21 protein-coding genes are annotated in these 25278 nt (G+C 68.2%); 14 read left to right on the top strand and 7 right to left on the bottom strand.

The features are described from left to right. The first annotated feature begins 95 nt into the window (after positions 1-95). Positions 96-1262, top strand: a complete 1167-nt coding sequence (locus VD964_RS12925) for a chemotaxis response regulator protein-glutamate methylesterase (RefSeq protein ID WP_324868988.1) — start codon at positions 96-98, stop codon at positions 1260-1262. Beyond that, complete coding sequence (locus VD964_RS12920; RefSeq protein ID WP_149222955.1) at positions 1259-2098, top strand: CheR family methyltransferase; 840 nt, start codon at positions 1259-1261, stop codon at positions 2096-2098. Before VD964_RS12925 ends, VD964_RS12920 begins: the two co-directional genes overlap by 4 nt. Positions 2099-2155: 57 nt before the next feature. On the opposite strand, the gene VD964_RS12915 is transcribed toward VD964_RS12920, so the two are convergent. From VD964_RS12915 to ctrA, 4 genes are all read right to left on the bottom strand, one after another. Then, the gene (locus VD964_RS12915) at positions 2156-2380 is read right to left on the bottom strand and encodes a hypothetical protein (protein WP_014189667.1); all 225 of its coding nucleotides are present in this window, start codon (positions 2378-2380) and stop codon (positions 2156-2158) included. A gap of 48 nt (positions 2381-2428) precedes the next feature. After that, on the bottom strand, positions 2429-2647 hold the full coding sequence (locus VD964_RS12910; RefSeq protein WP_324868987.1) for a hypothetical protein: 219 nt from the start codon (positions 2645-2647) through the stop codon (positions 2429-2431). 128 nt (positions 2648-2775) lie between these two features. Continuing rightward, entirely contained in the window at positions 2776-2985 is a 210-nt protein-coding gene (locus tag VD964_RS12905; RefSeq protein ID WP_012977930.1) for a cold-shock protein, read from the bottom strand. 267 nt (positions 2986-3252) lie between these two features. Beyond that, positions 3253-3993 (bottom strand): response regulator transcription factor CtrA, encoded by a 741-nt coding sequence (gene ctrA / locus VD964_RS12900; RefSeq protein ID WP_324868986.1) that lies wholly within the window; start codon positions 3991-3993, stop codon positions 3253-3255. 254 nt (positions 3994-4247) lie between these two features. On the opposite strand from ctrA, the gene fliI reads away from it, so the two are divergent. Continuing rightward, positions 4248-5585, top strand: coding sequence for a flagellar protein export ATPase FliI (gene fliI, locus VD964_RS12895; protein ID WP_324868985.1), 1338 nt, complete (start codon positions 4248-4250; stop codon positions 5583-5585). Then, a complete protein-coding gene (locus VD964_RS12890) occupies positions 5582-6016 on the top strand; it encodes a flagellar export protein FliJ (protein WP_324868984.1) in 435 nt (144 codons plus the stop codon). The genes fliI and VD964_RS12890 overlap by 4 nt, the downstream gene beginning before the upstream one ends. Positions 6017-6043: 27 nt before the next feature. On the opposite strand, the gene dnaE is transcribed toward VD964_RS12890, so the two are convergent. Next, on the bottom strand, positions 6044-9535 hold the full coding sequence (gene dnaE, locus VD964_RS12885; RefSeq protein ID WP_324868983.1) for a DNA polymerase III subunit alpha: 3492 nt from the start codon (positions 9533-9535) through the stop codon (positions 6044-6046). 134 nt (positions 9536-9669) lie between these two features. Between dnaE and VD964_RS12880 the strand changes: the two genes are divergently transcribed. The 7 genes from VD964_RS12880 to VD964_RS12850 all read left to right on the top strand — a co-directional run bounded on the left by VD964_RS12880 (position 9670) and on the right by VD964_RS12850 (position 17259). Further along, complete coding sequence (locus VD964_RS12880; RefSeq protein ID WP_324868982.1) at positions 9670-10311, top strand: hypothetical protein; 642 nt, start codon at positions 9670-9672, stop codon at positions 10309-10311. A gap of 83 nt (positions 10312-10394) precedes the next feature. Then, positions 10395-11276 (top strand): EamA family transporter, encoded by an 882-nt coding sequence (locus tag VD964_RS12875; RefSeq protein WP_324868981.1) that lies wholly within the window; start codon positions 10395-10397, stop codon positions 11274-11276. A gap of 144 nt (positions 11277-11420) precedes the next feature. After that, positions 11421-13658, top strand: coding sequence for a hybrid sensor histidine kinase/response regulator (locus tag VD964_RS12870; protein WP_324868980.1), 2238 nt, complete (start codon positions 11421-11423; stop codon positions 13656-13658). Between the two features lie 99 nt (positions 13659-13757). After that, positions 13758-14081, top strand: coding sequence for a DUF2892 domain-containing protein (locus VD964_RS12865; protein WP_324868979.1), 324 nt, complete (start codon positions 13758-13760; stop codon positions 14079-14081). A 208-nt stretch (positions 14082-14289) separates the two neighbouring features. Further along, complete coding sequence (ggt, locus tag VD964_RS12860) at positions 14290-16092, top strand: gamma-glutamyltransferase (RefSeq protein WP_324868978.1); 1803 nt, start codon at positions 14290-14292, stop codon at positions 16090-16092. 219 nt (positions 16093-16311) lie between these two features. Beyond that, positions 16312-16707, top strand: a complete 396-nt coding sequence (locus tag VD964_RS12855; protein ID WP_324868977.1) for a hypothetical protein — start codon at positions 16312-16314, stop codon at positions 16705-16707. A gap of 123 nt (positions 16708-16830) precedes the next feature. Further along, positions 16831-17259, top strand: coding sequence for a hypothetical protein (locus tag VD964_RS12850; protein WP_324868976.1), 429 nt, complete (start codon positions 16831-16833; stop codon positions 17257-17259). Between the two features lie 69 nt (positions 17260-17328). On the opposite strand, the gene VD964_RS12845 is transcribed toward VD964_RS12850, so the two are convergent. Continuing rightward, a complete protein-coding gene (locus tag VD964_RS12845) occupies positions 17329-18390 on the bottom strand; it encodes an HD domain-containing phosphohydrolase (RefSeq protein WP_324868975.1) in 1062 nt (353 codons plus the stop codon). After that, complete coding sequence (locus tag VD964_RS12840; RefSeq protein WP_324868974.1) at positions 18387-18845, bottom strand: response regulator; 459 nt, start codon at positions 18843-18845, stop codon at positions 18387-18389. Before VD964_RS12840 ends, VD964_RS12845 begins: the two co-directional genes overlap by 4 nt. Positions 18846-19143: 298 nt before the next feature. Here VD964_RS12840 and VD964_RS12835 point away from each other — a divergent pair, with 298 nt between their 5' ends. The 3 genes from VD964_RS12835 to VD964_RS12825 all read left to right on the top strand — a co-directional run bounded on the left by VD964_RS12835 (position 19144) and on the right by VD964_RS12825 (position 25207). Beyond that, positions 19144-19860, top strand: a complete 717-nt coding sequence (locus VD964_RS12835) for a response regulator transcription factor (RefSeq protein WP_324868973.1) — start codon at positions 19144-19146, stop codon at positions 19858-19860. A 203-nt stretch (positions 19861-20063) separates the two neighbouring features. Further along, complete coding sequence (locus VD964_RS12830) at positions 20064-21755, top strand: hypothetical protein (protein ID WP_324868972.1); 1692 nt, start codon at positions 20064-20066, stop codon at positions 21753-21755. Next, complete coding sequence (locus tag VD964_RS12825; RefSeq protein WP_324868971.1) at positions 21755-25207, top strand: PAS domain S-box protein; 3453 nt, start codon at positions 21755-21757, stop codon at positions 25205-25207. The genes VD964_RS12830 and VD964_RS12825 overlap by 1 nt, the downstream gene beginning before the upstream one ends. The last annotated feature ends 71 nt before the right edge of the window (positions 25208-25278 follow it).

Below are 25278 nucleotides of genomic sequence, written 5' to 3'. Positions count from 1 at the left end.
CGGCCGCCGGGGCATGGGCCGGTCGGGACAGGCTCCCTGTCTGAACGCTGGACAAGCCGCGTTGAACCAGTCGAGTTGAAAGGCGAATCGCCGATATGTCGGACAGTTTTGGCAGAGGCCCCCTCACCACCGCGCGACCGGCCAATCCGGATCCCGTCCGGGTCATGGTGGTGGACGACTCGGCCGTCATCCGCGGCCTGCTGACCCGTGCGCTGGAAGGAGACCCGGACATCCGCGTCGTCACCTCCGTGGGCGACGGTCAGATGGCGGTGAATTCGCTGCAGCGCAACTCGATCGACGTCATCGTTCTGGACATCGAGATGCCGGTGATGGACGGGCTGACCGCCATCCCGAAGCTGCTGGCGGTGGCGCCGCAGGTGAAGATCATCATGGCCTCCACGCTGACGCTACGCGGGGCCGACGTCTCCATCCGCTGCCTGTCGGCGGGTGCGGCCGATTACATTCCGAAGCCGACCTCCACCCGCGAGATCGGCGGGGCGGAGGACTTCAAGCGCGAGCTGGTCGCGAAGGTCAAGGCGCTGGGCGCCGCGGCGAAGCGCGCCGGGTCGCGCACCCGCGGTGAAATCCGCCCGCTGACCCCGGCGGCTCCGGTCGGGCTGCTCAAGCGCGAGGTCGGGCCGATCACCACCCGCCCGGCCCCGGTCGGCGCCATGGCGGTGAAGCCGGACGTGATCGCCATCGGCAGTTCCACCGGCGGCCCGCAGGCCCTGTTCGAGGTGCTGTCGCACCTGAAGGCCGGCATCAGCCAGCCGATCCTGATCACCCAGCATATGCCGGCGACCTTCACCACCATCCTGGCCGAGCACATCACCCGCCAATGCGGGATCGATGCGCGCGAGGCCAAGGACGGCGAGCCGATCGTGCAGAACCGCTGCTACATCGCCCCCGGCGACTTCCACATGCTGGTGGCGCAGCGCGGCGGGGCCAACGTGATCACGCTCAGCAAGGATCCGCCGGAGAATTTCTGCCGCCCGGCCGTCGACCCGATGATGCGCTCGATCCTGAAGGCCTTCGGCGGCCGCAAGATCCTGGCCTGCATCCTGACCGGCATGGGGCAGGACGGGCTGAAGGGCTGCACCGACGTCGTCAACGGCGGCGGCATGCTGATCGCCCAGGACGAGGCGTCGAGCGTGGTCTGGGGCATGCCGGGTGCCGTGGCGCAAGCCGGCATCTGCAGCGCCATCCTGCCGCTCAAGGAAATCGGTCCCCACATCCGCAAGCTCGCTTCGAGGGCAGCATGAGAGTCGAAGATTTCGACATGTTCTCCACGCTGCTCAAGCAGCGTTCCGGCCTGGTCCTCACCCGCGACAAGGCCTACCTGCTCGAATCCCGGCTGATGCCGGTGGCGCGCAAGTGGAACATGAAGGGCCTGGAGGAGCTGGCGACCACCGTCCGCACCCGCAAGGACGAAGCGCTGCTGCGCGACATCACGGAAGCGATGACGACCAACGAGTCGTCCTTCTTTCGCGACCAGAAGCCTTTCGACCAGTTCAAGCAGCTGGTGTTGCCGAAGCTGATGGAAGCGCGGGCGGCCAAGCGCAGTCTGCGCATCTGGTCGGCCGCCTGTTCTTCGGGGCAGGAAGCCTATTCGCTGTCGATGATCCTCAACGACGAGGCGGCGAAGCTGGCCGGCTGGCGCATCGAGATCGTAGGCACCGACATCTCGGCCGAAATGGTGGAGCGGGCGAAGTCCGGCGTCTACACCCAGTTCGAGGTGCAGCGCGGACTTCCCATCACCATGCTGGTCAAGCACTTCAAGCAGAACGGCGACAAGTGGCAGATCAGCCAGCAGCTGCGCCAGATGGTGTCGTTCCGCGAATGGAACCTGCTGGGCGATTTGTCGGCGCTGGGCCAGTTCGACATCGTCTTCTGCCGCAACGTGCTGATCTATTTCGACCAGCCGACGAAGGCGAAGGTTCTGGAGTCCATCTCCCGCCAGATGCCGCAGGACGGCGTTCTGTATCTGGGCGGTGCGGAAACGGTGCTGGGCATCACCGACAAGTTCAAGCCGGTGGAAGGCCAGCGCGGCCTGTACAGCCTGGGCGGCTTTTCCGCCGCCGGCGCCAAGGTGGCGTGAGAGCCTTCCGGAGAGCGACGGGGGCGGGAGAGCCGCCCCCACTCGATCACTGTAGCTTCAGGCCGACGGCGTGATCGACTTGATGGGCCCGCGCGGGTTGCCGGACATCTCGGCGATCTTGCGGTCCTGCGCCTCGATGAAGGCGCGGATGGAATTCTCGCGGTCGAACTGGTCGATGTCGGACGTCGGCACCTTGCGGTTCGAGGTGCGCGCACCGTCCTGGTAGATCACATCGAACAGTGCAAAGGCGTTTTCGACGGGTTGTTTCTTCTGACGGGCCATGGCCTGTCCTCCGTATAATCGCGGTCGGCCGTAGGATCGGCCTTGCGGTCAAGCATTGTTGATATCGGTCTTGGTCTCGGTGTCGGTCGAAACGGCGTCATCCTGCACGTCCGTATCGTCCTGCCCGGTCTGTTCGCCGTCGATCTGAGTGCCGGCACGGCGGGCGGCGACCTCTTCCTCGCGGCGCTGAAGCTTTTCCTGCTTCTTCTGTTCCTTGGCCCGGTTACGCTCGGCCCGCTGCTGGTTGTAGTTCGGTTTGAAAGCCATAGCGGTTCTCCTCTGGGCAGGTCCCGGCGGGGCATAGGCCCGGCGTATGGGCGGCACTGAATGCGCAACACGGAAAAAGGGCACCGGTTTCCCGATGCCCCTCTTTCCGCAGGTCGGCGGTCAGGCGGTCAGACCGCCTTCAGATTTTCCGCCGAGGTCTTGCCGCGCTTGGGATCACGCTGCTCCTCGTAGGAAATCTTCTGGCCATCGACCAGGCTGCGCAGCCCGGCGCGTTCGACAGCGGAGATGTGAACGAACACATCCGGGCCGCCGCTTTCCGGCTGAATGAAACCGAAGCCCTTGGTGCTGTTGAACCATTTGACGGTGCCGACGGGCATGTCTGTCTCCCATAACGCGAAGGGCGCCGCACCACCGGTGCGGCGCATCAGACTGGATGTGGGATTGGCGGCCCCCGAATGCCCGCAAAGGCATGCTCGCAATGGCGAAAAAAGGGGGGCTGAGCGTGGGGGCGTTTGAACGTCCCGCAGTCCGTAGCAGAATGACCCGCTTTACATGGGAACGCCCGGTCCGGCTTTCAAGGTGAAAGACGTCCGGGCGTTCGATTGTGAGAGCGACAGTGCCGCTCCACCTTTTTCAGTTGGTGGTCAGCCGGCCGCCTGCTGCTGCGGCACGCGCGGCGGCGGCGGCGGATTCGCTTCCGCGATTTCCTCGTGCGGGTCGCGCAGCACGTAACCACGGCCCCACACCGTTTCGATGTAGTTGTCGCCCTGGGTGGCGGCGGCCAGCTTCTTGCGCAGCTTGCAGACGAAGACGTCGATGATCTTCAGTTCCGGCTCGTCCATCCCGCCATAGAGATGGTTCAGGAACATCTCCTTGGTCAGCGTCGTGCCCTTGCGCAGGCTCAACAACTCCAGGATGCCGTATTCCTTGCCGGTGAGGTGCAGCGGCGACTGGTCGACCTCCACCGTGCGGGTGTCGAGGTTGACGGTCAGGCGGCCGGTGCGGATGATGCTGTCGGAATGGCCCTTCGACCGGCGGACGATGGCCTGGATGCGGGCGATCAGTTCGCGCTTGTCGAACGGTTTGGTCAGGTAATCGTCGGCGCCGAAGCCCAGCCCCTTGATCTTGTTGTCCATCTCGGTCAGGCCCGAGAGGATCAGGATCGGGGTGGTCACGCGCGCGGCGCGCAGGCGGCGAAGAACCTCGTACCCGTCGATGTCCGGCAGCATCAGGTCGAGAATGATGATGTCATAATCATAGAGCTTGCCGATCTCGAGACCGTCCTCACCCAGGTCGGTAGAGTCGACGATGAATCCTTCCGTGTTCAGCATCAGTTCAATGCTTTTGGCGACGGAGGAATCGTCTTCAACCAGCAGAACCCTCATGGCGATATCCCGACGTTTGATGGCGCGCTTTCGCTACCCGACCCCCGACATGGTCCCCGATCCTTGATGACCGATTTCAACCATCCCGTTTACACAAGTTAACAGACGATTCAGCTTAACGCCAGTGCCAAGCGCTTACACAACGTTAATCCTTCCATCGCAAGATGCGATCATGGTGGTTAACGTCGCCTCCGTCCACAGAACTACCACTTAATAGGAGCGCGTCCCGTCTTGGGGATGTCGGTATCCGACCCATGCCGTTCGATTTCGACCAGCTGATCCGCGACATCGACCAGATTCCAGATTGCAGCCGCTATGGCCGCGTCACCGCCGTGTCCGGCCTGATGGTCGAGGTCGGCGGGATAGAGAAGGAATTGTCGGTCGGCGGCCGCTGCATCGTGGAGACGCGCGACCGCCGGCAGGTTCCCTGCGAGGTGGTGGGGTTCCGCCAGGGCCGGGCGCTCGCCATGCCCTTCGGCGCGCTGGACGGGGTGGGGCTGGGCTGCCGCGCGCTGGTGGCGGGCGACCAGGCGATGATCTACCCAACCGATGCCTGGCTCGGCCGTGTCGTCAACGCGCTGGGCGAGCCGGTCGACGGCAAGGGGCCGCTGCCCAAGGGACCGCAGGGCACGCCGATCCGCAACAGCCCGCCCAACGCCCATTCCCGCGCGCGGGTGGGAGGGAAGCTGGATCTGGGCATCCGCGCCGTCAACGCCTTCCTCACCTGCTGCCGCGGCCAGCGCATGGGCATCTTCGCCGGCTCCGGCGTCGGCAAATCGTCGGTCATGTCGATGCTGGCGCGCTTTTCCGCCGCCGAAGTGGCGGTGATCGGGCTGATCGGCGAGCGCGGCCGCGAGTTGCAGGAGTTCATCACCGAGGATCTGGGCGAAGAGGGTCTTGCCCGCAGCGTCGTCGTCTGCGCCACCTCCGACGAGGCGCCGCTGATGCGCAAGCAGGCGGCCTACATGACGCTGGCGGTGGCCGAGCATTTCCGCGACCAGGGCCGCGACGTGCTGTGCATGATGGACAGCGTCACCCGCTTCGCCATGGCCCAGCGCGAGATCGGCCTGTCCGCCGGGGAGCCGCCGACGACCAAGGGTTATCCGCCGACCGTCTTTGCCGAACTGCCGCGCCTGCTGGAGCGCGCCGGGCCGGGATTGGTCGGGTCGGGCACCATCACCGGCCTGTTCACCGTGCTGGTGGATGGCGACGACCACAACGAACCCATCGCCGACGCCGTGCGCGGCATCCTGGACGGCCACATCGTGATGGAGCGCCAGATCGGCGAGCGCGGGCGCTATCCCGCCATCAACATCCTGCGCAGCGTGTCGCGCACCATGCCCGGCTGCAACACGCCGAACGAGAACGAGCTGGTCGGCCATGCCCGGCGCCTGCTGTCGTCCTACGACAACATGGCCGAGATGATCCGGCTGGGCGCCTATCGCCGGGGCTCCGACCCGCAGGTGGACGAGGCGATCCACTTTCAGCCGGCGCTGGAGGCTTTCCTGAAGCAGGGCAAGCGCGAAGCCACCGATCTGGAGACCAGCTACGCCATGCTGGCTGAAATCTTTGGGGTGCAGTGGCCGCAATGAGCCTGAAGACGATCATCCGCCTGCAGAAGCTGCAACTGGACGAGAAGCGTCGCGTCCTGGCGGAACTCCACACGCTGGCCGACCGGCTGCGCAACGAGATCGAGAAGGTGAAGCAGGAGATCGCGCACGAACAGGAAACGGTTCGCGACGACTTCTCCGTCTCCTTCACCTATTCCAACTTCGCCCAGGCGGCGCTGGAGCGCGGCCGCCGGCTCGGCCAGTCGCTGGCCCAGGTGGAGGCGCAGATCGAGATCGCCACCGACGAGATGGCCGAAGCCTTCCAGGAATTGAAACGCTACGAATTGGCGGAGGAGGAGCGGCAGAAGCGCGAGCGCGACAAGCAGAAGCGCAAGGATGCCGCGATGCTGGACGAAACGGCCCTGGTCGGCTTCCGCCGCCGTCAGGCGGAGGAGGAGGCGGCCGGCGGGTGAGTGCCCCGCCGGCCGCTTCGGAACTCCTTACAGTTCCGCCACCTCGACCACGCCCGGCACCGCCTTCAGGGCCGAGCGGCTCTGCGCGGTGATGGTGTAGCTGCCGGGCAGTTCGATCTCGACCTCCTTCAGCGGGTCGATCTCCACCAGTACGTTGATGCGGCTCTTGCCACGCGACAGCCGGTCCAGCGTGGCGCGCAGATGCTCGATGGGTGTGGGGTCGCGCAGGACGACGCGCAAGCCCGCGCTGACCGAGGCGACGGCCTCCTCCAGCGGCTTGATCTCCTGGCAGGTCAGGCGGACCTCTTCGCCGTTCAACTGGGCGTCCACCGTCATCAGCACCGGGCGGCCGGGCTCCAGCAGGTCGCGGTTGGCGGCCAGCACCTCGGAGAACAGCGTCACCTCATAGCCGCCGGTGGCGTCCGACAGTTCGACGAAGGCGAAGCGGTTGCCGGACTTGGCGGTCTTCTCCTTCTTCGAGACGACGATGCCCGCCATCTTGTAGCGGGTGGAGCCGCCCTTCGCGATGGCGGTCTGCAACTCGGCGGAGCGCACCACCTTCATGCGGCCGAGCGGGCCGGAATAGGCGTCCAGCGGGTGGGCCGACAGGTAGAAGCCGATGGCGCCGAACTCGTGCTTCAGCTTCTCCAGCGGCTCCCAATCCTTCACCTTGGGCATGTCGGGTTCGGGCAGGCCGCCACCGCCGCCACCAAACAGGTTGCCGATGCCGCTGTCGCGCTCCGCCGCTTCCGCCTGGGCATAGCGGATGATGGTCTCCAGCGCGGCGTGGACCTGGGCCCGGTTGGGGTTCAGCCCGTCGAAGGCGCCGGCGCAGGCCAGATTCTCAAGTTGGCGCTTGTTGATGGTCTTCAGATCCAGACGGCGGGCGAAGTCGAACAGGCTCTTGAAGGGGCCGTTCTTCCGCCGCTCCTCCACCACCGCCTTCATGGCGGGCAGGCCGACGCCCTTGACGGCGGCCAGCGCGTAGCGCACCGCCTTGGTCCCGTCGGGCAGCTGCTCCACCCCGAAGATGGAGTCGGACCGGTTGATGTCCGGCGTCAGCAGCTTGACGCGCAGGCGGGCCAATTCCTGCCGGAAGACGTTCAGCTTGTCGGTGTTGCCGAGGTCGAGCGTCATCGACGCCGCCATGAACTCCACCGGGTGGTTGGCCTTCAGATAGGCCGTGTGGTAGGCGACCAGCGCATAGGCGGCGGCGTGGCTCTTGTTGAAGCCGTAGCCGGCGAACTTCATGACCTGATCGAAGATCATGCTGGCCAGATCGGCCTTCACGCCGCGGGACTCCGCGCCGTCGCAGAAGATCTTGCGCTGGTTGTCCATCTCCTCCTTGATCTTCTTGCCCATGGCGCGGCGCAGAAGATCGGCGCCGCCCAGCGAATAGCCGGACAGCACCTGGGCGATCTGCATGACCTGTTCCTGGTAGATCATGATCCCGAAGGTCTCCTTCAGGATGCCTTCCAGGCTGTCATGCATGTAGTCGGCTTTTTCCTCGCCGTTCTTCACCCGGATGTATTTCGGGATGTTGTCCATCGGGCCGGGACGGTAGAGCGACACCAGCGCGATGATGTCCTCCAGCCGGTTCGGCTTCAGCCGGCGCAGCACGTCGCGCATGCCCGAGCTTTCCAGCTGGAACACGCCGGTCGCCTCGGCGCGGCTGAGCAGTTGGTAACTTTTCTCGTCGTCGAGCGGGACGGTGGTCAGGTCCGGCTTCTCGGGGATCAGGTCGACCGCCGTCTTCAGCACGGTCAGCGTCTTCAGGCCCAGGAAGTCGAACTTCACCAATCCGGCCTGTTCGACATACTTCATGTTGAACTGGGTGACCGGCATGTCGGAGCGCGGGTCGCGGTACAGCGGCACCAGTTCCTGCAACGGCCGGTCGCCGATGACCACGCCCGCGGCGTGGGTCGAGGCGTGGCGGTAGAGACCCTCCAGCTTCAGCGCGATGTCGATCAGGTGGCGCACGGTGTCGTCGCCGTCGCGCGCCTGCCGCAGCATCTCCTCGCTGTCCAGCGCCTGCTGCAGCGTCACCGGGTTGGCCGGGTTGTTCGGCACCATCTTGCAGATCTTGTCGACCTGACCGTAGGGCATCTGCAGCACGCGGCCGACGTCGCGCAGCACGGCGCGGGCCTGGAGCTTACCGAAGGTGATGATCTGGGCGACGCGGTCGTAGCCGTACTTGTTCTGGACGTAACGGATGACCTCTTCGCGGCGGTCCTGGCAGAAGTCGATGTCGAAGTCGGGCATCGACACGCGTTCGGGGTTCAGGAAGCGTTCGAACAGCAGGCCGAAGCGCAGCGGGTCGAGGTCGGTGATGGTCAGCGCCCAGGCGACGACGGAGCCGGCGCCCGACCCGCGGCCCGGCCCGACGGGGATGTCGTGGTTCTTCGCCCATTTGATGAAGTCCGACACGATCAGGAAGTAGCCGGGGAACTTCATCTTGACGATGACGTCCAGCTCGAACTCCAGCCGCTCGAAATAGGTCTTGCGGGTCTCCTCCCGCTGTTCCGGCGTCATCTCGGGCGTGAAGACGACCTTTTCCAGCCGCATCTCCAGGCCGGCGCGCGACTGGGCGCGCAGCTCGTCATCCTCGGTGCGGCCGCCTTCGCAGGCGAAGGGGGGCAGGATGGGCTTGATCGGCTTCAGCAGGAAGGAGCAGCGCCGGGCGATGGCGACCGTGTTGTCCACCGCCTCCGGCAGGTCGGCGAACAGCAGCCGCATCTCCTCCGCCGACTTGAAGCGATGGTCGGGGGTCAGGCGGCGGCGGTCCTCCTGGCTGAGATAGGCGCCCTCGGCGATGCAGAGCAGCGCGTCGTGCGCCTCGTACATGTCGGCGGTGGCGAAATAGCAATCGTTGGTGGCGACCAGCGGCAGGTCGTGCTTGTAGGCAAGGTCGATCAGCGCCGGCTCGATGGCGTTCTCGATGGTGGCGAAATGGCCGCGCCCGCCCTCGTGCCGCTGCAGCTCGACATAGAGGCGGCCGGGGAAGAGGCGCTTCAGCCGCTCCAGAACCTCCAGCGCCAGATCCTTCTGTCCCTCGTGCAGCAGCCGGCCGATGGAGCCGCCGGGGCCGCCGGTCAGCGCGATCAGCCCTGCGGACCGGCCCTCCAGCGCGTCCAGCGTCACCTGCGGGCCGGCCAGCGGGTCCGATTCGAGGAAGGCCTTGGACACCAGCGCCGTCAGGTTGCGGTAGCCCTCCTCGTTCTGGCAGAGCAGGACGAGCTGGTCGGGGGTGGCCGCCGCCTTGCCGGGCAGGCCGGGCTTCGTCTGGGCCGGGCCGACGCGGGTGATGCCCAGAACGGTGCCGATGATCGGCTGCACGCCGGCATCCGACGCCGCCAGCGCGAATTCCAGCGCGCCGAACAGGTTGCCGGTGTCGGTGACCGCGACGGCCGGCATCTGCTGCTTGAGGCAGAGCTTGACCAGCTCCTTCACCTTGATGGCGCCTTCCGACAGCGAATAGGCGGAATGGACGCGCAGGTGGATGAAGTCGGCGTGGGGCATGGCAACCGGGGGCTTGCTGCGACAGGGCCCCCGGTTCTAGCACAGGCGGGGCGGTCGCCGCGACGGTCGCCGGATGCATGCGAACGTGGTATGCAGATCGCCGCATCACGTTCAGGGATGGGGAGGACGCCGCGATGGATCGGCCGCACCTTGCATCCGTCGTCCGACTGCGGCCGGCCTTCATGAGCCGCCGCGCCGTCCGGGCGGCGACGCCTTTGGCCCTGCTGACCGGCCTCGTGCTGGCGCTCGCCGCCTGCGAGACGGTGCCGCCGCCTCCGGCCCCGCCGCCGCCCGCCGCAGGGTTGCCGGACGGACCGGCCAAGCCCTTCAGCGCCGGCAAGGGCTGGACCGTCACCATCCACACGCCCCCCGGCGGCAAGGCCTTCTGCGTCGCCGAGCGCGGGATTGCGGTCGGCCAGGATGCCGCTCCGCGCCTGACCTTCCGCACCGCCTCGACCGAATCGGGTTTCATCCTGTCGGGCTTCGCCCCGTCGGACAGCGGAGCGGCGGTGAAGCCCGGCGAGCGTTACGATCTGGCGGCCAGCCTGGACCAGGGATCGCGGATGTCGCTGAGCGCCCGCGGCCTGCCCAACGGCAGCCTCTATGTCGCCATCCCGACCAAGAGCTTCCTGGAGGATCTGGAGCCGCTGGCCCGCGCCCGCCGCGTCAGCTTCCGCAGCAGCGGCCTCGGCGATATCGGCACGATGGTGCTGGCGGGGTCGTCCTGGGCGATCAACGCGTCGGACGAATGCCGGATTCTGCACGCCGATCCCTGACGGGACCGCGCAGGTCAGCCCCGCGACGGGAACGCCCAACCTTCGATTGACCGGCTCGTCCGCACCCGTTTAGCCTGCGCATCATGCGTGCTTCCCACATTTTGCTCGCGGTGGCGGTCGCCGCCGTCTGGGGCTTCAACTTCGTCGCGATCAAGGTCGGATTGCGCGATTTCCCGCCGCTGCTCTTCTCCTGCCTGCGTTTCGCGCTGGCGGCGCTGCCGATCCTGGTGCTGGGCTGGGCCAAGGGGCCGCCGGTGCCCTGGAAATTCGTGATCGGAATCGGCGTGATGCTGGGCGTGGTGAAGTTTCCGCTGCTGTTCCTGGGAATCGACGTCGGCATGCCGGCCGGGCTCGCCTCGCTGGTTTTGCAGGCGCAGGCATTCTTCACCGCAATCTTCGCCGCCCTGATGCTGGGCGACCGGCCTGGACCGCGGCAGATCGCCGGCATGATCGTCGCCTTTGCCGGAGTCGGCCTGATCGCACTGGAGATGCCGGCGGGCGACTCGCTGCTCGGCCTTGCCCTGACGATGGCGGCGGCGGCGGCCTGGGGCGTGTCGAACATCGTGATGAAGCAGGCCAAGGCGCCCGACCTGTTCAGCCTGATGGTCTGGGTCAGCCTGATCCCGCCGTTGCCGCTGCTGGCGATGTCGCTGGCGCTGGAGGGGCCGGAGCGCATCGTCCACGCCTTCACCACCCTGACGATCGTTGGCGTCGGCTCGCTGGTTTACATCGCGGCGGGGGCGACGCTGTTCGGCTTCGCCGCCTGGGGCTTCCTGATGCGGCATTATCCGGCCAGCCTCGTCGCGCCCTTCTCGCTGCTCGTGCCCATCTTCGGCATGAGTTCCAGCGCGCTCCTTCTGGGCGAGACCTTCACCGCGGCCAAGCTGGCCGGCGGGCTGCTGGTCTTCGCCGGCCTTGCCCTGTCGGTGCTGAAGCTGCCGGGGCCCATGCGGGCGCGGGCCTGATCCGGCGGCTTGCCGGTTTGGCGGTTGCGGCCGTCAAGGTCCTATTAGCCTTGACGGTCTTGACGGGACGGTACGGCGTCCGGATCATTCCAGTCGATAAGTTAGACACTACACCATAGGCGTGCCTTGATCTCTTCCGACAGGATGGCGCGACCGGACGGCGGGCTGCCGAAGTCCCCGATCGGGCAGTGGCTGGCCCATCTGCGCGCCAGCCGGCCGCTTCGCCTCCTTCTGCTGATCGGCGGGCTGTCGGTCGCCGTCCTGCTGGCGGCGACGGTCCACTATATCGGCAGCATGCACGAGCGCGAGATGGAGGGGGCGGAGCGCGAGCTGTCGACCCTGAACCTGTCGCTGGCCGAACAGACGACCCGCGCGATGCAGAGCGTCGATCTGGTCCTGACCACCATCATCGACCAGATGAAGTCGGAGGGGATCGCCACGCCCGGCGACTATATCCGCCGGATGGGCGGGCGCGACACCTACCAGATGCTGCGGGCGCGGATCTCCGGCCTGCCGCAGCTGGACGCGGTGACGATGATCGCGGCCGACGGGCACCTGATCAATTTCTCGCGCTATTACCCGATTCCGCCGGTCAACGTGGCCGACCGCGATTACTTCGCCTATCTGCGCGACCACGACACCGCGGAGCCCTTCATCAGCGAACCGGTGCAGAACCGCGGCAACGGCAGCTGGACCATCTATCTGGCCCGCCGCATCAGCGGGCCGGACGGCAGCTTCGTCGGCCTCGTGCTGGGCGCCATCGAGCTCAGCTATTTCGAACGGCTCTATAAGGCGCTGCAGCCCGACGGCGACGGAAGCATCAGCCTGTGGCGGCGCGACGGCATCCTGCTGGCCCGCTATCCGTTCCTGCCCGACATCGGCCGACCGCTGGGCCAGCGCCTCTTCCTGGAGGTGCTGCAGAAGGCCCGGTCGGGCGTCTATCTCGCCCCCGTCGGGCTGAATGACGGACCGCGGATGGTGGCGACGCGGGCGCTTGCCGATTATCCGCTGGTCGTCAACGTCACCCGCAAGCTGGAGGCGGTGCTGAGCGAGTGGCGCATCCAGGCCTGGACCATCGGGGCCGCCGGCACCATCGGCGTCGCCGCGCTGCTGCTGTCCTTATGGGCGCTGGCCCGCCAGTTCAGCGCCTACGAGGCGGCGACGCAGGCGATGGACGCCGCCCGCCTTGCGGTGGAGGGGCGCGAACAGGCGGAGCACGCCCTGCGCCAGAGCCAGAAGATGGAGGCGATCGGCCAGCTGACCGGCGGGGTCGCCCATGATTTCAACAACCTGCTCCAGGCCATCGGCATCAACCTGCACGTCATCGACAGCCGAAGCGACGACGAGCGCATCACCGGCCCGGCCCGTCTGGCCCTGCAGGCGGTGGAGCGGGGCGCCACCCTGACCCAGCATCTGCTGGCCTTCTCGCGCCGGCAGCAGCTTCGGCCGATGCCGGTCGACGTCGCCGGGCTGGTGGAGCGGGTCAGCCGCCTGCTCGGCCGCACGCTGGGCCAGTCGGTGCGGATCGAGGTGGAGGTCGCGCCCGGCCTCTGGCCGGCGATGATCGACCCGACCCAGCTGGAAATGGCCCTGCTGAATCTCGCACTGAACGCCCGCGACGCCATGCCCGGCGGCGGCATGCTGTGGATCACGGCCGCCAACCGGACGGTCGCCGCCGATGCGGTGCCCAACCTCTCTGCCGGGGACTATGTGGTGCTGAAGGTGTGCGACACCGGCACCGGCATGCCGGCCGAGGTCGCTGCCCGCGCCTTCGAACCCTTCTTCACCACCAAGGAGGTCGGGCGCGGCACCGGCCTGGGGCTCAGCATGGTGCATGGGCTGGCGACCCAGTCGGGCGGCGGGGTGGAACTGGACAGCCGGCCCGGGCGTGGCACCACGGTGACGCTCTACCTGCCGCGCGCCCTGACGGAACCGGCCGCCGCGCCGGCTGGGGGAACGGGGGAAACTGCCGCGAACGAGATCGGTAGCGGGGGCGATGTCGCTGCCGGGAGCGGCTGCGCCGTCCTTCTGGTGGATGATGAGGAACTGGTGCGCACCGCCACCGCAGAATATCTGGCGCAGGCCGGCTTCTCGGTGCGGGAGGCGGCCGACGCGGCGGCGGCGCTGTCCCTGCTCGACCACGGCTTCCGGCCGGACGTGATCGTCACCGACCACATGATGCCGGGAATGACCGGGCTGGACATGGCCCGCGCCCTGCGTGCCCGGCAGGACGCCACGCCGATCCTGATGGTCACCGGCTATGCCCAGGATCTGACCACCACCGCCGCAGCCCAGGAAGTGGCGCTGACCGTGCTGTCCAAGCCGGTGGAACCGTCGCGGCTGGCCCGCTCCATCCGCCACATGGCGGCGGCCGAGGATTGAACGCCCGCCGGGGCCTCACGGCGACGGCAGGGGAGGGAACAGACGGGGATGTACCGCGTTGGAAGGGGCATCCCACCCCCAATGTCCTCCGGAGCAGCCATGAACGCCCAATCCTCGATCCGCCATGCCTATGACAGCGTCTTCGAAGGCCACACCAACATGGGCATGGGTGAGCGCATCGTCTCGACCGGTCTCGGCCTTGCCGTCGTGGCGGGCGGCCTGCGCAAGGGCGCCAGCATTCCCGGCGCCATCATGGGGCTGGTCGGGGCCGCCCTGGTCGCCCGCGGCATGAGCGGCCACTGCCCGGTGAAGGAGCGTCTGTCCGGCGACCACCAGGACGCGCTGGGGCATCATGGCTCCCACGGCTCCTACGATGCCGGCTCCGGCAGCATGAGCCGGTCGCGGATGGCGGAGACCTACTGACGGCAGCGGCGGCCGCGCCCTGAACCGCGTCGCAATCCATTCACCGGCCGTCACAGTCCATTCACGGGAATGAGCGACGCCATTAACCCTGATGGTGAATTGTTGGGCAGACCAGCGACGGGGTGAAGACCGGGCGCCGCGGGTGTGACATCCTGCGGGACCCGGGTTGCAGCCCCCGACCTGTCGTCCCGCTCAGGAGATTCACCGCATGTGGTTTCCCGCTTTACGGTCCCGTTCCTCCATCGCGGCGGTGGCTGCGCTCTGCGTCGGCTCGGCCCTGGTCCTGCCGGCTCCGGTCCTTGCCCAGAAGGCTCCCCAACAGGCTCCGGCAGCCGCCCCCGCCGCCACCTCGGCCCCGGCATCGGTCCGCTACGACCTCGGCTACGACATCTTCTATCCCGTCCGTTCGCAGAACGGGATGGTGGCCTCGGAGCACAGGCTGGCGACGGAGATCGGCGTCGATATCCTCAAGCGCGGCGGGAACGCGGTCGACGCGGCGGTCGCCGTCGGCTTCGCGCTGGCGGTGGTTCTGCCCAACGCCGGCAATGTCGGCGGCGGCGGATTCATGATCGTCCATGACGCGGCCAGCGGGAAGGACATCGCCATCGACTTCCGCGAGATGGCGCCGGCCAAGGCCTTCCGCGACATGTATCTGGACGCGCAGGGCAAGGTGGTCCCGGACCGCTCGCTCTACACCCATCTGGCGGTGGGCATTCCCGGCACGGTCGCCGGGCTTGCCCACGCGCTGGAGAAATACGGCACGATGCCGCTGGCCGACGTGCTGGCCCCGGCGATCAGGCTGGCGCGCGAAGGCCACACCGTCACCCCGCAGCTTGCCGGCCTGCTGGAGGTCGAACGCGACCATCTGGCCAAATGGGACGCCACCCGCGCCGTCTTCTTCAAGGGCGACCGCCCGCTGACCGCCGGGGAGACGCTGGTCAACGCCGACCTCGCCACCTCGCTGGAGATGATCGCCCGGCAGGGGCCGAAGGCCTTCTACGAGGGGGAGATCGCCGAGAAGATCGCGGCGGAGATGGCCAAACACGGCGGCGCCATCACCAAGGAAGACCTGAAAGCCTACAAGGTGGTGGAGCGCGAGCCGGTCAGCGGCAGCTATCGCGGCTATACGGTGAAGTCGATGCCGCCGCCCAGCTCCGGCGGGACGCACATCATCCAGATGCTGAACATGCTGGAACGCTGGCCGCTGAAGGAGTACGGCCCGGCCAGTGCCCGGTCGATCCATCTGATGGCTGAGTCCATGAAGCTCGCCTATGCCGACCGCTCCGAATATCTGGGCGATCCCGACTTCACCAAGGTGCCGGTGAAGGGCCTGACCTCGCGCAAATATGCCGACGAGCTGGCGGCGAAGATCGATCCGGAAAAGGCGACCCCGGCCAGCAGCATCAAGCCCGGCAAGCCGGCCCCCTACGAGAGCGACCAGACCACCCATTACTCGGTGGCGGACAGCCGGGGCAACGTGGTCAGCACCACCTACACGCTGAACCTCAATTTCGGCAGCGGCATCGTCGCCGCGGGCACCGGCATCCTGCTGAACAACGAGATGGACGACTTCTCGGCCAAGCCGGGCGTGCCCAACGCCTTCGGGCTGATCGGCGGCGACGCCAACGCCATCCAGCCTTTCAAGCGGCCGCTCAGCTCCATGTCGCCGACCATCGTGCTGAAGGACGGCAAGCCCTGGCTGGTCACCGGCAGCCCCGGCGGCAGCCGCATCATCACCACCACCATGGAAACGGTGATCGACCACATCGACTTCGGCATGAACCCGGCCGAGGCCGCCGCCCTGCCGCGCGTCCATCACCAGTGGACCCCCGACGAGCTGCGGGTGGAGAAGGGTCTCAGCTCCGACACCGTCCGCCTGCTGGAGCAGATGGGCCACAAGGTCGCGGTGAAGCCGACGATGGGCCGCACCCAGACCATCCAGCTGCGCGAGGACGGGCTGTACGGCTATTCCGACCCGCGCAACCCCGACGGCATGACGCTGGGATACTGACGAGAGGGCTGCGGACGGCAGAATGGACGCCCGGCGCAGGCCGGGCGTTACAATTCCCGTGTACAAAGAAAAAGCGTCGTGCTTTGGTAACCTTTGATCCGCCGTGCCGGGGGGCACGGGGTCGCGAGGGCTCGTGCTCGTTCGGATAAGGCAACGGAACAGTTGGCTTAAGGCGGGCCGGTCGGTTAGCCTTTGCAGGAGTGAACCGGAGCATTTGCCGTGGACAAGGCCTTGGTCGAAAAGAACTGCGAGTGGACCTATCAGCGTGAGGGAAAGCAGCCCGTCACCATCCGGGTCGCCGATTTCGAACGCGAGGGGAAGCGCATCGTCGCCTTCCTGGAACAGACCGACATCGCCAAGGCGGCCGGGTCGCCCCAGCCGGCCGTGAACGACTGGCCGGGCATCGCCGAAGCCTATGCGAAGGAGCAGGGCGTCGCGCTCGGCGACATCTATTGGTACGAGCTGCACCCGCGCCGCTTCGCCAACGGCCGTCCCAATGTGTCGGAATACCGTCCGGGCACGGCCGAATGGCGGTTCGAGACCAGCATCCCGCTCGCCCGCGCCATCGTGGAGCAGCTGGGCTTCGACCCCGACAACCTGCCGCTCGACATCTGATAGGTCCGATCGTCCCGCATACGCCCCCGCGCGCAGCCCCTGTGATGCGCCGCGGGGTCGGTGTATGATGCCCTGTCGGGCATGTCGGCGGCGGGGCCGCCGGGGGTCGCGACCGGGAGACACATGATGAAGACGGTGCGGAGGGCGCTCGCCCTGGGTGCTGTGATGCTGGCGACCGCGGCTGCCGCTGCGGTGGCCGTGGTTCCTGGACCGGCGCAGGCGCGCACGTCGGTGTCGGTCGGCATCGGCTTCGGGCCGTTCTTCCCGGGTTACGGCTATTACCAGCCCCACCGCTACTACGCGCCGCCTCCGCCGGTGGTGCAGTACTACGCGCCGCCGCCGGTGGTCTATGCGCCACCGCCTCCGGTGGTGCAGTATTACACCCCGCCTCCGGCCGCCATCGGCGTCGATCCGGCCGGTCCGGCCTATTACTCGCGCAGTGGCCAGCAGTGCCGCGAATACCAGAGCCGCGCCATGGTCGGCGGCCGGTCGCAGCCGGTCTACGGCACCGCCTGCCTGCAGCCCGACGGCACTTGGCGCATCGTCAATTAGGGGCGCATCGTCAATTAGGGGCGCATCGTCAACTGAGGGCGCATCGCCAACCGAGGCTTCCGCCGGGGGTCACGCATCCTCCGGCACGATCTCCGGCAGGTCGTCGGCATTCTCACGGTGAATGGTGCAGACCTCGTCCCAGCGCGACAGGAAGGCGTCGAGCAGGGCGGGGTCGAAGTGGCGGCCGCGCTGCTCGATCATGAAGCTGCGCGCCTCCTCCAGCGTCCACGACCGTTTATAGGGCCGGGTGGAGGTGAGGGCGTCGAACACGTCGGCGATGGCGACGATGCGGCCGGACAGCGGGATGGCGGTGCCGGCCAGACCGTTGGGATAGCCGCTGCCGTCGTACTTCTCGTGATGGCTGAGCGCGATCTCCGCCGCCAGCCGCAGCAGCGGGATGTCGCTGTTCGCCAGGATGCGATGGCCGATGGCGGCGTGCTGGCGCATCACCGTCATCTCCTCCGGCGTCAGCCGCCCCGGCTTCAGCAGGATCATGTCGGCGATGCCGATCTTGCCGATGTCGTGCATCGGCGCCGCCTTCTGCAATTCCTGGGCATAGGCGCCGCCGCAGCCCGCCGCTTCGGCGATGAGGCGCGAATAGAGCGCCATCCGCTCGATATGGGCGCCGGTTTCGGGGTCGCGGTATTCGGACGCGCGCGACAGGCGGTTGACCAGCTCCTCCCCCTGGCGCTGGAGGGCGGCGGTCACCCGCTCCACCTCGTCGGCCAGCAGGGCGGCGCGGTCGCGCAGCAGGGCGCGGCTCTGGCGCAGGGCCAGCAGGTTGCGCAGGCGAGCCTGCACCTCCGGCACCACGATCGGCTTGGTCAGGAAATCGCTGCAACCCTCGTCCAGCGCCCGCACCCGGATGTCCACCGCCGTGTTGGCGGTGATCATCACCACCGGAACATTGTCCAGCCGCGAATCCTCGCGGATGTGGCGCAGCAGATCCATGCCGTCCATGTCCGGCATCATCTGGTCCAGCAGGATCAGGTCCGGCTCGTTCCCGCGCAGCCACTCCATGGCGTCGAGCGGGTTTTCCATGGCGATGGGCTCCGCATCGTCCAGACGGCGGACGATGGCGCCCATGATGAACAGGTTGGTGCGGTCGTCGTCGACGATAAGGATGTTCATCCGGCGGCGTCCCCCTTGCGGGCGGCGATCAGCCGGCCGGCTTCCGCCAGCAGGGCCGACAGGTCGACCGGCTTTTCGAACGCCGCGTCGGCCCCCAGCAGGCGGGCCATGCCCGGCAGCTCCATGCGCAGCCGCAGGCTGCCGCCGGTGACCGCGATCAATGGCGGGCGCGATGGTTGTTCCTTCAGCCGCAGGATCACCTCGTATCCGTCGGCCTCGGGCATGATGATGTCGGTCACGACCAGATCGACGGTCTGGCCGGCCAGGATCGCCAGGGCGGCGTTGCCGTTCTCGGCCTCGTGGACGGCGTAGCCGGCGCGTGTGAAGGCGATGCGGGTCATGCCGCGGAAGTCGGGATCGTCATCGACCAGCAGGATGGTGCCGGGCTTTGGGTCGGCGGCGGTCGCGGGGGAGGAAGCGGGATGCGCCCGCAACTCGTAAAGGGTCATGTCCATGGTCGCCGCTTCCGTCGTCCGCCTTGATGCCGGCGGGCTGCGCTGGATAGGATCGCTGAGCCTTCACCATAACCGGATGCGACCCTCCGCGGCGGTTGAGTCTGGGATAGCAGGATCAGGAAATGGGATAGTGGGGATATTATCCCGCGCGCGGCAAGGAGTGGCTTCACTGAAGCATGTTCCAATGTGACCGACGTGAAATATACCGAAGCCACGAAAACTTAAGATTTCGACCGGCATAAGGGGGAATGCTGATATAAAGAGTCGGGCGGGAGCCGAGGGTGGCGGAGGCTGTTTGATGAAGATCTTGGTGGCAGACGACCATCCCCTGTTCCGGGATGCGCTTGAGCTGTCGGTCCGGCAGGCCTGGCCGGATGCCGAGGTTGGCTGCATCGGTTCGCTGCTGGAACTGCCGGCGGTGCGGCAGCTTTCCGACGGCGCGCCTGCCGTGGCTCTCCGCTACGACCTGATCGTGCTGGACTGGCGCATGCCGGGTGCCGAGGGAAGCAACCCGGTCAGCGTGCTGCGCCAAGCCGGGATTCAGGGGCCGGTCGCCGTGGTGACGGGGGCGGAGGATCCGCTGACCGCGCTGGAGGTGCTGCGCTGCGGTGCCGAAGCCTATCTGCCGAAGACCACGCCGCGCCGTATCCTGGCGCAGGCTCTGCGGCTGGTGGCGGAAGGCGGCAGCTTCGTGCCGAAATGCGTGGCGCTCGACCTGATGCACATGACCGACCTGTCGCTCGACATCGACGAGGCGGAGGAGGCCGACGATCCCGTGCCGGAGGGAGCGCTGTCGTCCCCCCTGACCGACCGGGAACAGCAGGTGCTGTCCATGCTCGCCACCGGTGCGACCAACAAGGAGATCGGCCGCCATCTGAGCCTGCAGGAGGTGACGGTCAAGCTGCACACCCGCCGCATCCTGCGCAAGCTGGGTGCGCGCAACCGTACCGACGCCGTCCGCCGGGCCCAGCAGGCGGGACTGCTGTCGCGCAGCCTGGACGAGGCGTCGTCCTGACCGGCGGGGCCGTCGCTGGACGCGCTTTTTGGACCGCCTTTGGGGTGGCGGCCAGGGTGACGCATAGGGCTGGTCCCAGCAGCGCGACCCCGACCCTTCTGGTATAGTCCTTCTCCATCCGGTCGCCTTTCCTGCCCCGTCCGCTGTCAGGTCCGCCGCAAGGCGGGGGCGCAATCGCAAATGGCCGCACTCCCGAGTCGCCGATGAGCCCATCCGACCATTCCCTGCCACGGCCGGCCGTCCCGCCGGCCCCTGCTCCTGCCGGCCGGGATGCCTCCGGCACTGCCGTCGCGGCGCCGGCATTGGCCGCTCTGGCGGGTTCGGCGGTGCTGCTCCTGCCCGTGCTCGACCCGCTGGGCGGTGCTGCCCCCTGGGCGCTTCCCTTGATTGCCGCCGGCACCGGCGCGGCAGCCGGGCTGGCGCTTTTCCGTGCCTGGGCCGCGCACCGCCGGCCCGCGGGACCGGAGCCGCAACGCCAAGCACCTACCACGCCGCACGCCGCGTCCCCGTCGGCCGAGCAAGGGGGCGGAGGTGCGAGAAGCGCCGCGGACGCCGCCCGGATCGCCGCGTTGGAGGAGGCGCTGCACGAGGTGCGGCGCCGGATGTCGGCCCAGCTGCGCGCCCAGCAGTTGGCGGCAATGGACGCCCGTGCCGAACTGGCCTGCACCATCGTCCACGACCTCAACAACGCGCTGGGTGCCGTGGCCGGTTATGCCGATTTCCTCGCCGCCGACCTGCCGGCCGACTCGCCCCAGGCCGACTATGCAGGCCGGATCCTGCTGGCCCTCGACCGCGCACGTCCGGGATTCCGCCGTCTGGTGATGGCGGCGAGGATGGAGCCGGCCGCCGTCGTCCAGCAGCGGGCGGCCAGCGTGCTGGACGAGGCCGCGGCCCTTCTGCGCACCGCGTCGGCGACGCCGGCCAGCTTGGCGGTCCGGCACGACCCCGCCACGCCCGACCCCCTCTGCGATGCCGGGCTGCTGGCGCGGACGCTGGCCGGACTGGCGGCGGAGATCGTGCTGGCGACCGGCTCAGGCTCCGATTTGCGGTTCTGCCTGCGGGCCGGCTCATCCGGCGTCCCTGGCGCCGCGCCTTGCGGAGGTTCCCACAGGGAGGCTGCCGGCGGAGACCAGGATTCCGGTGAGGGCGAGGACGCGGCGGGCGCCGGCTGGCATGTGCGCCAGCTCCTGCAGCCGCGGGAAGGCCCGCACACCCTGTTCGAGCTGCGCGTCAACGGTGCGCCGCTGGCCGACGACCTCCTGTTCGCCCTGGTCGACCCGCTGCTGTCCGTCCGCACGCGCTACCGGCGCGGCCAGCCGGCGCGGGAGGATGCCGACTGGCCGGCGGCCCTTTCGACGGCGCGGCGCCACGATGGCGGTCTCAGCCTGCTGACCCATCCTGTCGAAGGCACGGCCATCCGCCTCTACATTCCCGCCGTTTCACCCCCCCGGCCGGTGCCCGCGCCTGCAGCCCCCGCACTCCCATCGCAGCAGCGCAAGGCTCCGGTGCTCCAGGTTCTGGTGGTGGAGGCCGACCCGGCGTCGGGCGACCGGTTCCAGACCGGTCTGGAACGGCAGGGCTTCGAGGTGTCCGTCTGCGACGATCTGCGCGATGCGGTGGACGTGGTCGCCGAGGAGCCCGGCTTTTTCGATGCGGTGGTGATCGGGCCGGGCTTGAGCGCGCTGCCCGCGGGCTTGGCGCTGGCTGGACGCCTCAAGGAATTGCGCGGTGATCTGCCCTGCGTGCTCTACGGCGGGGACGCCCCGTGCGGACCTGCCGGGCCTGCCGACCTCGTGCTGCCGACGCCGGTGGACCTGCCGCGGCTTGCGCGTGGGGTGGCGGCGCTCGCCGCGGGCGGGCCGGACGGAGCCCGGACCGGCGGAGAGCGCAGTTGATGGGGGAGCGGCTTCAGCAGCATGGCTTCATCGCGGCCGTCTGGGCGGCGACCCTGGTGATTGCCGCCGGGCTATGGGCGGCATCCCTGATGCTGGTCCATTACGACGATGCGGAGGCCATGGAGCGGGCCGAGCGCGACGGCGGCAATCTTGCCCGCGTCGTGGCCGAACAGGCGAACAGGACCATCGCCGAGGCCGACCAGATCCTTCTGTTCATGATCGACGATTTCCGCGAGCATGGCGATGTCTGGAGCCATGGCGTGTCGCGGATGCTGCGGCAGGCGGTGGATCGGTCGGGCATCCTGGTCCAGCTCGCGATCATCGACGAACATGGCGACCTCACCTACACCAGCGTGGAGGATGCCCCCGCCCGCGTCCATCTGGCCGACCGCGAGCATTTCCGCGTCCACGCCAACAATCCCAAGACCGGCCTGTTCATCGGAAAGCCGGTGTTCGGCCGGGCGTCCGGCAAATGGTCGATCCAGCTGACACGCCGCATCGACCGCACGGACGGCAGCTTTGCCGGCGTGCTGGTCGCGTCGATGGATCCCTTCTATTTCAGCCGCTCGCTGGAGGAGCTGGACGTCGGTCCGAACGGTGCCGTGGCGATCATCGGCACGGACGGCATCCTGCGCGCCCGTTCCCTGATGAACGACCGCATCATCGGCCGCGATGTGAACGATTCGGCGACTCTGGCCATGGCGCGCCGCCAGCCCACCGGCTTCCTGCGCACCGCCAGCGTGATCGACGGCATTCTGCGCCTGCAATCCTACCGCACCCTGTCGGCTTATCCGCTGATCGTCACCGCCGCCTTCGACGAGGCGTCCTTCATGGCCGACACCCGGCGGCGGCAGCGGATCTACCTGCTGGGAGCGACGGTCTGCAGCTTCGGCCTGTTCGGGCTTGCGCTGCTGGCGACGCGGCAGACGGCGCGGCTCACCGCGCTCGCCCGGCGCCTCGCCCAGAACGAGGAGCGGTTCCGCGACCAGGCGGAGACCGCTTCCGACTGGTTCTGGGAGATGGATGCGGATCTGCGCTTTTCCGGTCTTGCCGGTCCGCTGGTCCCGCACATCGCCAACGGTTCTCTGCCCATCGGGCTGCGGCGGGAGGATATCGCCCTGCGCGAGCCGGGGGATGGCGCCAAGTGGGAGGAGCATCGCCGCGTCATGGAGCGGCGGGAACCGTTCCGGAACTTCCGCTACCGGGTGATGACGGCGGCCGGGCCGCGTTACTTCAGCGTCAGCGGCCGGCCGATCTTCGACCGGCGCGGTGACTTCCGCGGCTATCGCGGCTCCGCCACCGACATCACCGAGCGGGAGACGGCCGCCAACCGGCTTGCCTCAAGCGAGGCGCGCTACCGCGCCATGTTCGAGGCGGTCGGCCAGCCGATCGTCACCATCGACGAACACGGCACCGTCGACGCCTTCAACCGGGCGGCGGAGCGGCTGTTCGGCTATCGGGCGGCGGAGGTGGTGGGGGGGCCGATGACCCGGCTGATGCCGGCCGCGGTCGGGGCGGTCCACGACGGGCTGCTGGCCACCTATCGCGACGGCGGCGGCGACACCCCGCGGTCGGAGGTGCAGGAACTGACGGGGCGGCGCAAGGACGGCAGCGAGTTCCCGTTGGAGGCGTCGCTGGCCGGCTGGCGGGAAGGAGAGCGCCGCTATGTCACCGGCGCGCTCCGCGACGTCACCGCCCAGCGCGAGATCGAGGCCAGCCTGCGCCGCGCCAAGGAGGCCGCCGATCAGGCCAACCGCGCCAAGGGCGAGTTCCTGGCCACCATGAGCCACGAGATCCGCACGCCGATGAACGGCGTCCTCGGCGCGCTCGCCCTGGTGGACGGCCCCAACCTGGACGAGGAGCAGCGCCAGTTGCTGGACGTCGCCAACCGGTCGGGCAAGGCGCTGCTGCAGATCATCGACGACATCCTAGACCTGTCCAAGCTCGAGGCCGGCAAGGCGGAGGTGGAGCCGGCGGATTTCGAACTGCGCGTCGTGATGCGCGACTGCATCGACCTGCTGGAACCGACGGCCGGCGGACGCGGCCTGATCCTGACGCGGGAGGTGGCTCCGGCGGTGCCGGACCGCGTGCGCGCCGACCTGCGGCGCATCCGGCAGGTGCTGGTCAATCTGGTCGGCAACGCGCTGAAATTCACCCAGCGCGGCGGCGTCGCCGTGCGGGTCGGGCTGGAGGGGGAGGCCGTGCCGGGCCGTCCCTTCTTCCTGCGGTTCGAGGTGGCCGACACCGGCATCGGCATTCCGGAGGACGTGCAGCCGACCCTTTTCCGCCGCTTTACCCAAGGCGACAGCTCCACCACCCGGCGCTTCGGCGGAACCGGGCTGGGGCTGGCGATCAGCCGCGAACTGGTGACGCTGATGGGCGGGCGGATCGGCGTCGTCAGCGCCGAGGGCAAGGGCAGCACCTTCTGGTTCACCGTGCGCTGCGAACCCGCCGCCGACCCGTGCGACGGCGTCCCGACCGCGCCTTGCGCCCCGGAACCAGCGCGGCCGGGCGGGCGGGGGACGGAAGAAGCCGGCGCCCTGCGCGTGCTGGTGGCCGAGGACAACGAGATCAACCGCGACATCGTCGTCACCATGCTGCGCCGCGCCGGCCACCGGGTGACGGCGGTGGAGGACGGGCTGCAGGCCGTGCGGCTGGTGGAGGAGGATCGGTTCGATCTGGTCCTGATGGACGTGCAGATGCCGGTGATGGACGGCGTCACCGCCACCCGCCACATCCGTGCCATGCCGGGTCCGGCATCCCGCCTGCCCATCGTGGCGCTGACCGGCAATGTCATGCCGGGCCACCGCGCCGAGTATCTCGCCGCAGGCATGAGCGCCTACCTGACGAAGCCCATCGTATCGGCCGACCTGTTCGAGATACTGGGCAGCGTGTCGGCATCCCTGACGGAGGAGCCATCCGGCACGGGTTCCGCCGGTCCTCGGCAGTCCTCTTCGGACGCAAGGGCGAGGGAGACCGTCGCCGCGCCGGCGGGTCCATCGCCGGCTCCGGTTCCGGCGGTTGCCGAACTGTGGCGGACCGCACCGCTTCTCGACGCCGGGCAGGCGGAGTCCCTGCGTGCGGTGATCGGCGAAGAGACTTGGGCGAGGACGGTGAGCGCCTTCCGGCAGACGGTGGACGACAGCATCGCCGCGATCCGGGAAGCCAACCGGCTGGCCGGGCAGGGCGGTGCGGGAGATGCGCCCGGCAATTCCCCGGCCCATCTCCCTCGCATCGCCCACACGCTGAAGGGGACGGCGGCCAACATCGGCGCCGTGCGCTTGAGCCGTCTGGCCTCGCTGATGGAACAACGGCTGCAGTCGTCCGGCACCTGCCCGCCCGACGACCCGCTGTACGAGGCGCTTGGGGAGGTCGCCGCCGCCACCAAGGAGGTGCTGACGTCGCGCCTGCAGCCTGTGGCAGGCCCTGAAAGTCGAAGCGAATTGGTTTGAAGCAATAGAAATTCAGTAGTTAGAATTTTTGTTGCTCAAAGGTGAAAATCAAAGAACTCAAGAGTATTTCC

Source organism: Azospirillum sp. (assembly GCF_035628975.1).
Taxonomy (GTDB): domain Bacteria; phylum Pseudomonadota; class Alphaproteobacteria; order Azospirillales; family Azospirillaceae; genus Azospirillum.
The sequence above is the reverse complement of the archived record's forward strand: the minus strand, read 5'-3'. Positions and strand labels throughout refer to the sequence as shown.

Excerpts from the sequence above, each read along its gene's own strand:
- VD964_RS12825 (WP_324868971.1), top strand. The coding sequence starts at position 21,755 with ATGGGGGAGCGGCTTCAGCAGCATGGCTTCATCGCGGCCGTCTGGGCG.
- dnaE (WP_324868983.1), bottom strand. The coding sequence starts at position 9,535 with ATGCCCCACGCCGACTTCATCCACCTGCGCGTCCATTCCGCCTATTCG.
- VD964_RS12850 (WP_324868976.1), top strand. The coding sequence starts at position 16,831 with ATGATGAAGACGGTGCGGAGGGCGCTCGCCCTGGGTGCTGTGATGCTG.
- VD964_RS12880 (WP_324868982.1), top strand. The coding sequence starts at position 9,670 with ATGGATCGGCCGCACCTTGCATCCGTCGTCCGACTGCGGCCGGCCTTC.
- VD964_RS12920 (WP_149222955.1), top strand. The coding sequence starts at position 1,259 with ATGAGAGTCGAAGATTTCGACATGTTCTCCACGCTGCTCAAGCAGCGT.
- VD964_RS12845 (WP_324868975.1), bottom strand. The coding sequence starts at position 18,390 with ATGAACATCCTTATCGTCGACGACGACCGCACCAACCTGTTCATCATG.
- fliI (WP_324868985.1), top strand. The coding sequence starts at position 4,248 with ATGCCGTTCGATTTCGACCAGCTGATCCGCGACATCGACCAGATTCCA.
- VD964_RS12915 (WP_014189667.1), bottom strand. The coding sequence starts at position 2,380 with ATGGCCCGTCAGAAGAAACAACCCGTCGAAAACGCCTTTGCACTGTTC.
- VD964_RS12840 (WP_324868974.1), bottom strand. The coding sequence starts at position 18,845 with ATGGACATGACCCTTTACGAGTTGCGGGCGCATCCCGCTTCCTCCCCC.
- ggt (WP_324868978.1), top strand. The coding sequence starts at position 14,290 with ATGTGGTTTCCCGCTTTACGGTCCCGTTCCTCCATCGCGGCGGTGGCT.
- VD964_RS12875 (WP_324868981.1), top strand. The coding sequence starts at position 10,395 with ATGCGTGCTTCCCACATTTTGCTCGCGGTGGCGGTCGCCGCCGTCTGG.
- VD964_RS12870 (WP_324868980.1), top strand. The coding sequence starts at position 11,421 with ATGGCGCGACCGGACGGCGGGCTGCCGAAGTCCCCGATCGGGCAGTGG.
- VD964_RS12835 (WP_324868973.1), top strand. The coding sequence starts at position 19,144 with ATGAAGATCTTGGTGGCAGACGACCATCCCCTGTTCCGGGATGCGCTT.
- VD964_RS12865 (WP_324868979.1), top strand. The coding sequence starts at position 13,758 with ATGAACGCCCAATCCTCGATCCGCCATGCCTATGACAGCGTCTTCGAA.
- VD964_RS12830 (WP_324868972.1), top strand. The coding sequence starts at position 20,064 with ATGAGCCCATCCGACCATTCCCTGCCACGGCCGGCCGTCCCGCCGGCC.
- VD964_RS12925 (WP_324868988.1), top strand. The coding sequence starts at position 96 with ATGTCGGACAGTTTTGGCAGAGGCCCCCTCACCACCGCGCGACCGGCC.
- VD964_RS12905 (WP_012977930.1), bottom strand. The coding sequence starts at position 2,985 with ATGCCCGTCGGCACCGTCAAATGGTTCAACAGCACCAAGGGCTTCGGT.
- VD964_RS12910 (WP_324868987.1), bottom strand. The coding sequence starts at position 2,647 with ATGGCTTTCAAACCGAACTACAACCAGCAGCGGGCCGAGCGTAACCGG.
- VD964_RS12890 (WP_324868984.1), top strand. The coding sequence starts at position 5,582 with ATGAGCCTGAAGACGATCATCCGCCTGCAGAAGCTGCAACTGGACGAG.
- ctrA (WP_324868986.1), bottom strand. The coding sequence starts at position 3,993 with ATGAGGGTTCTGCTGGTTGAAGACGATTCCTCCGTCGCCAAAAGCATT.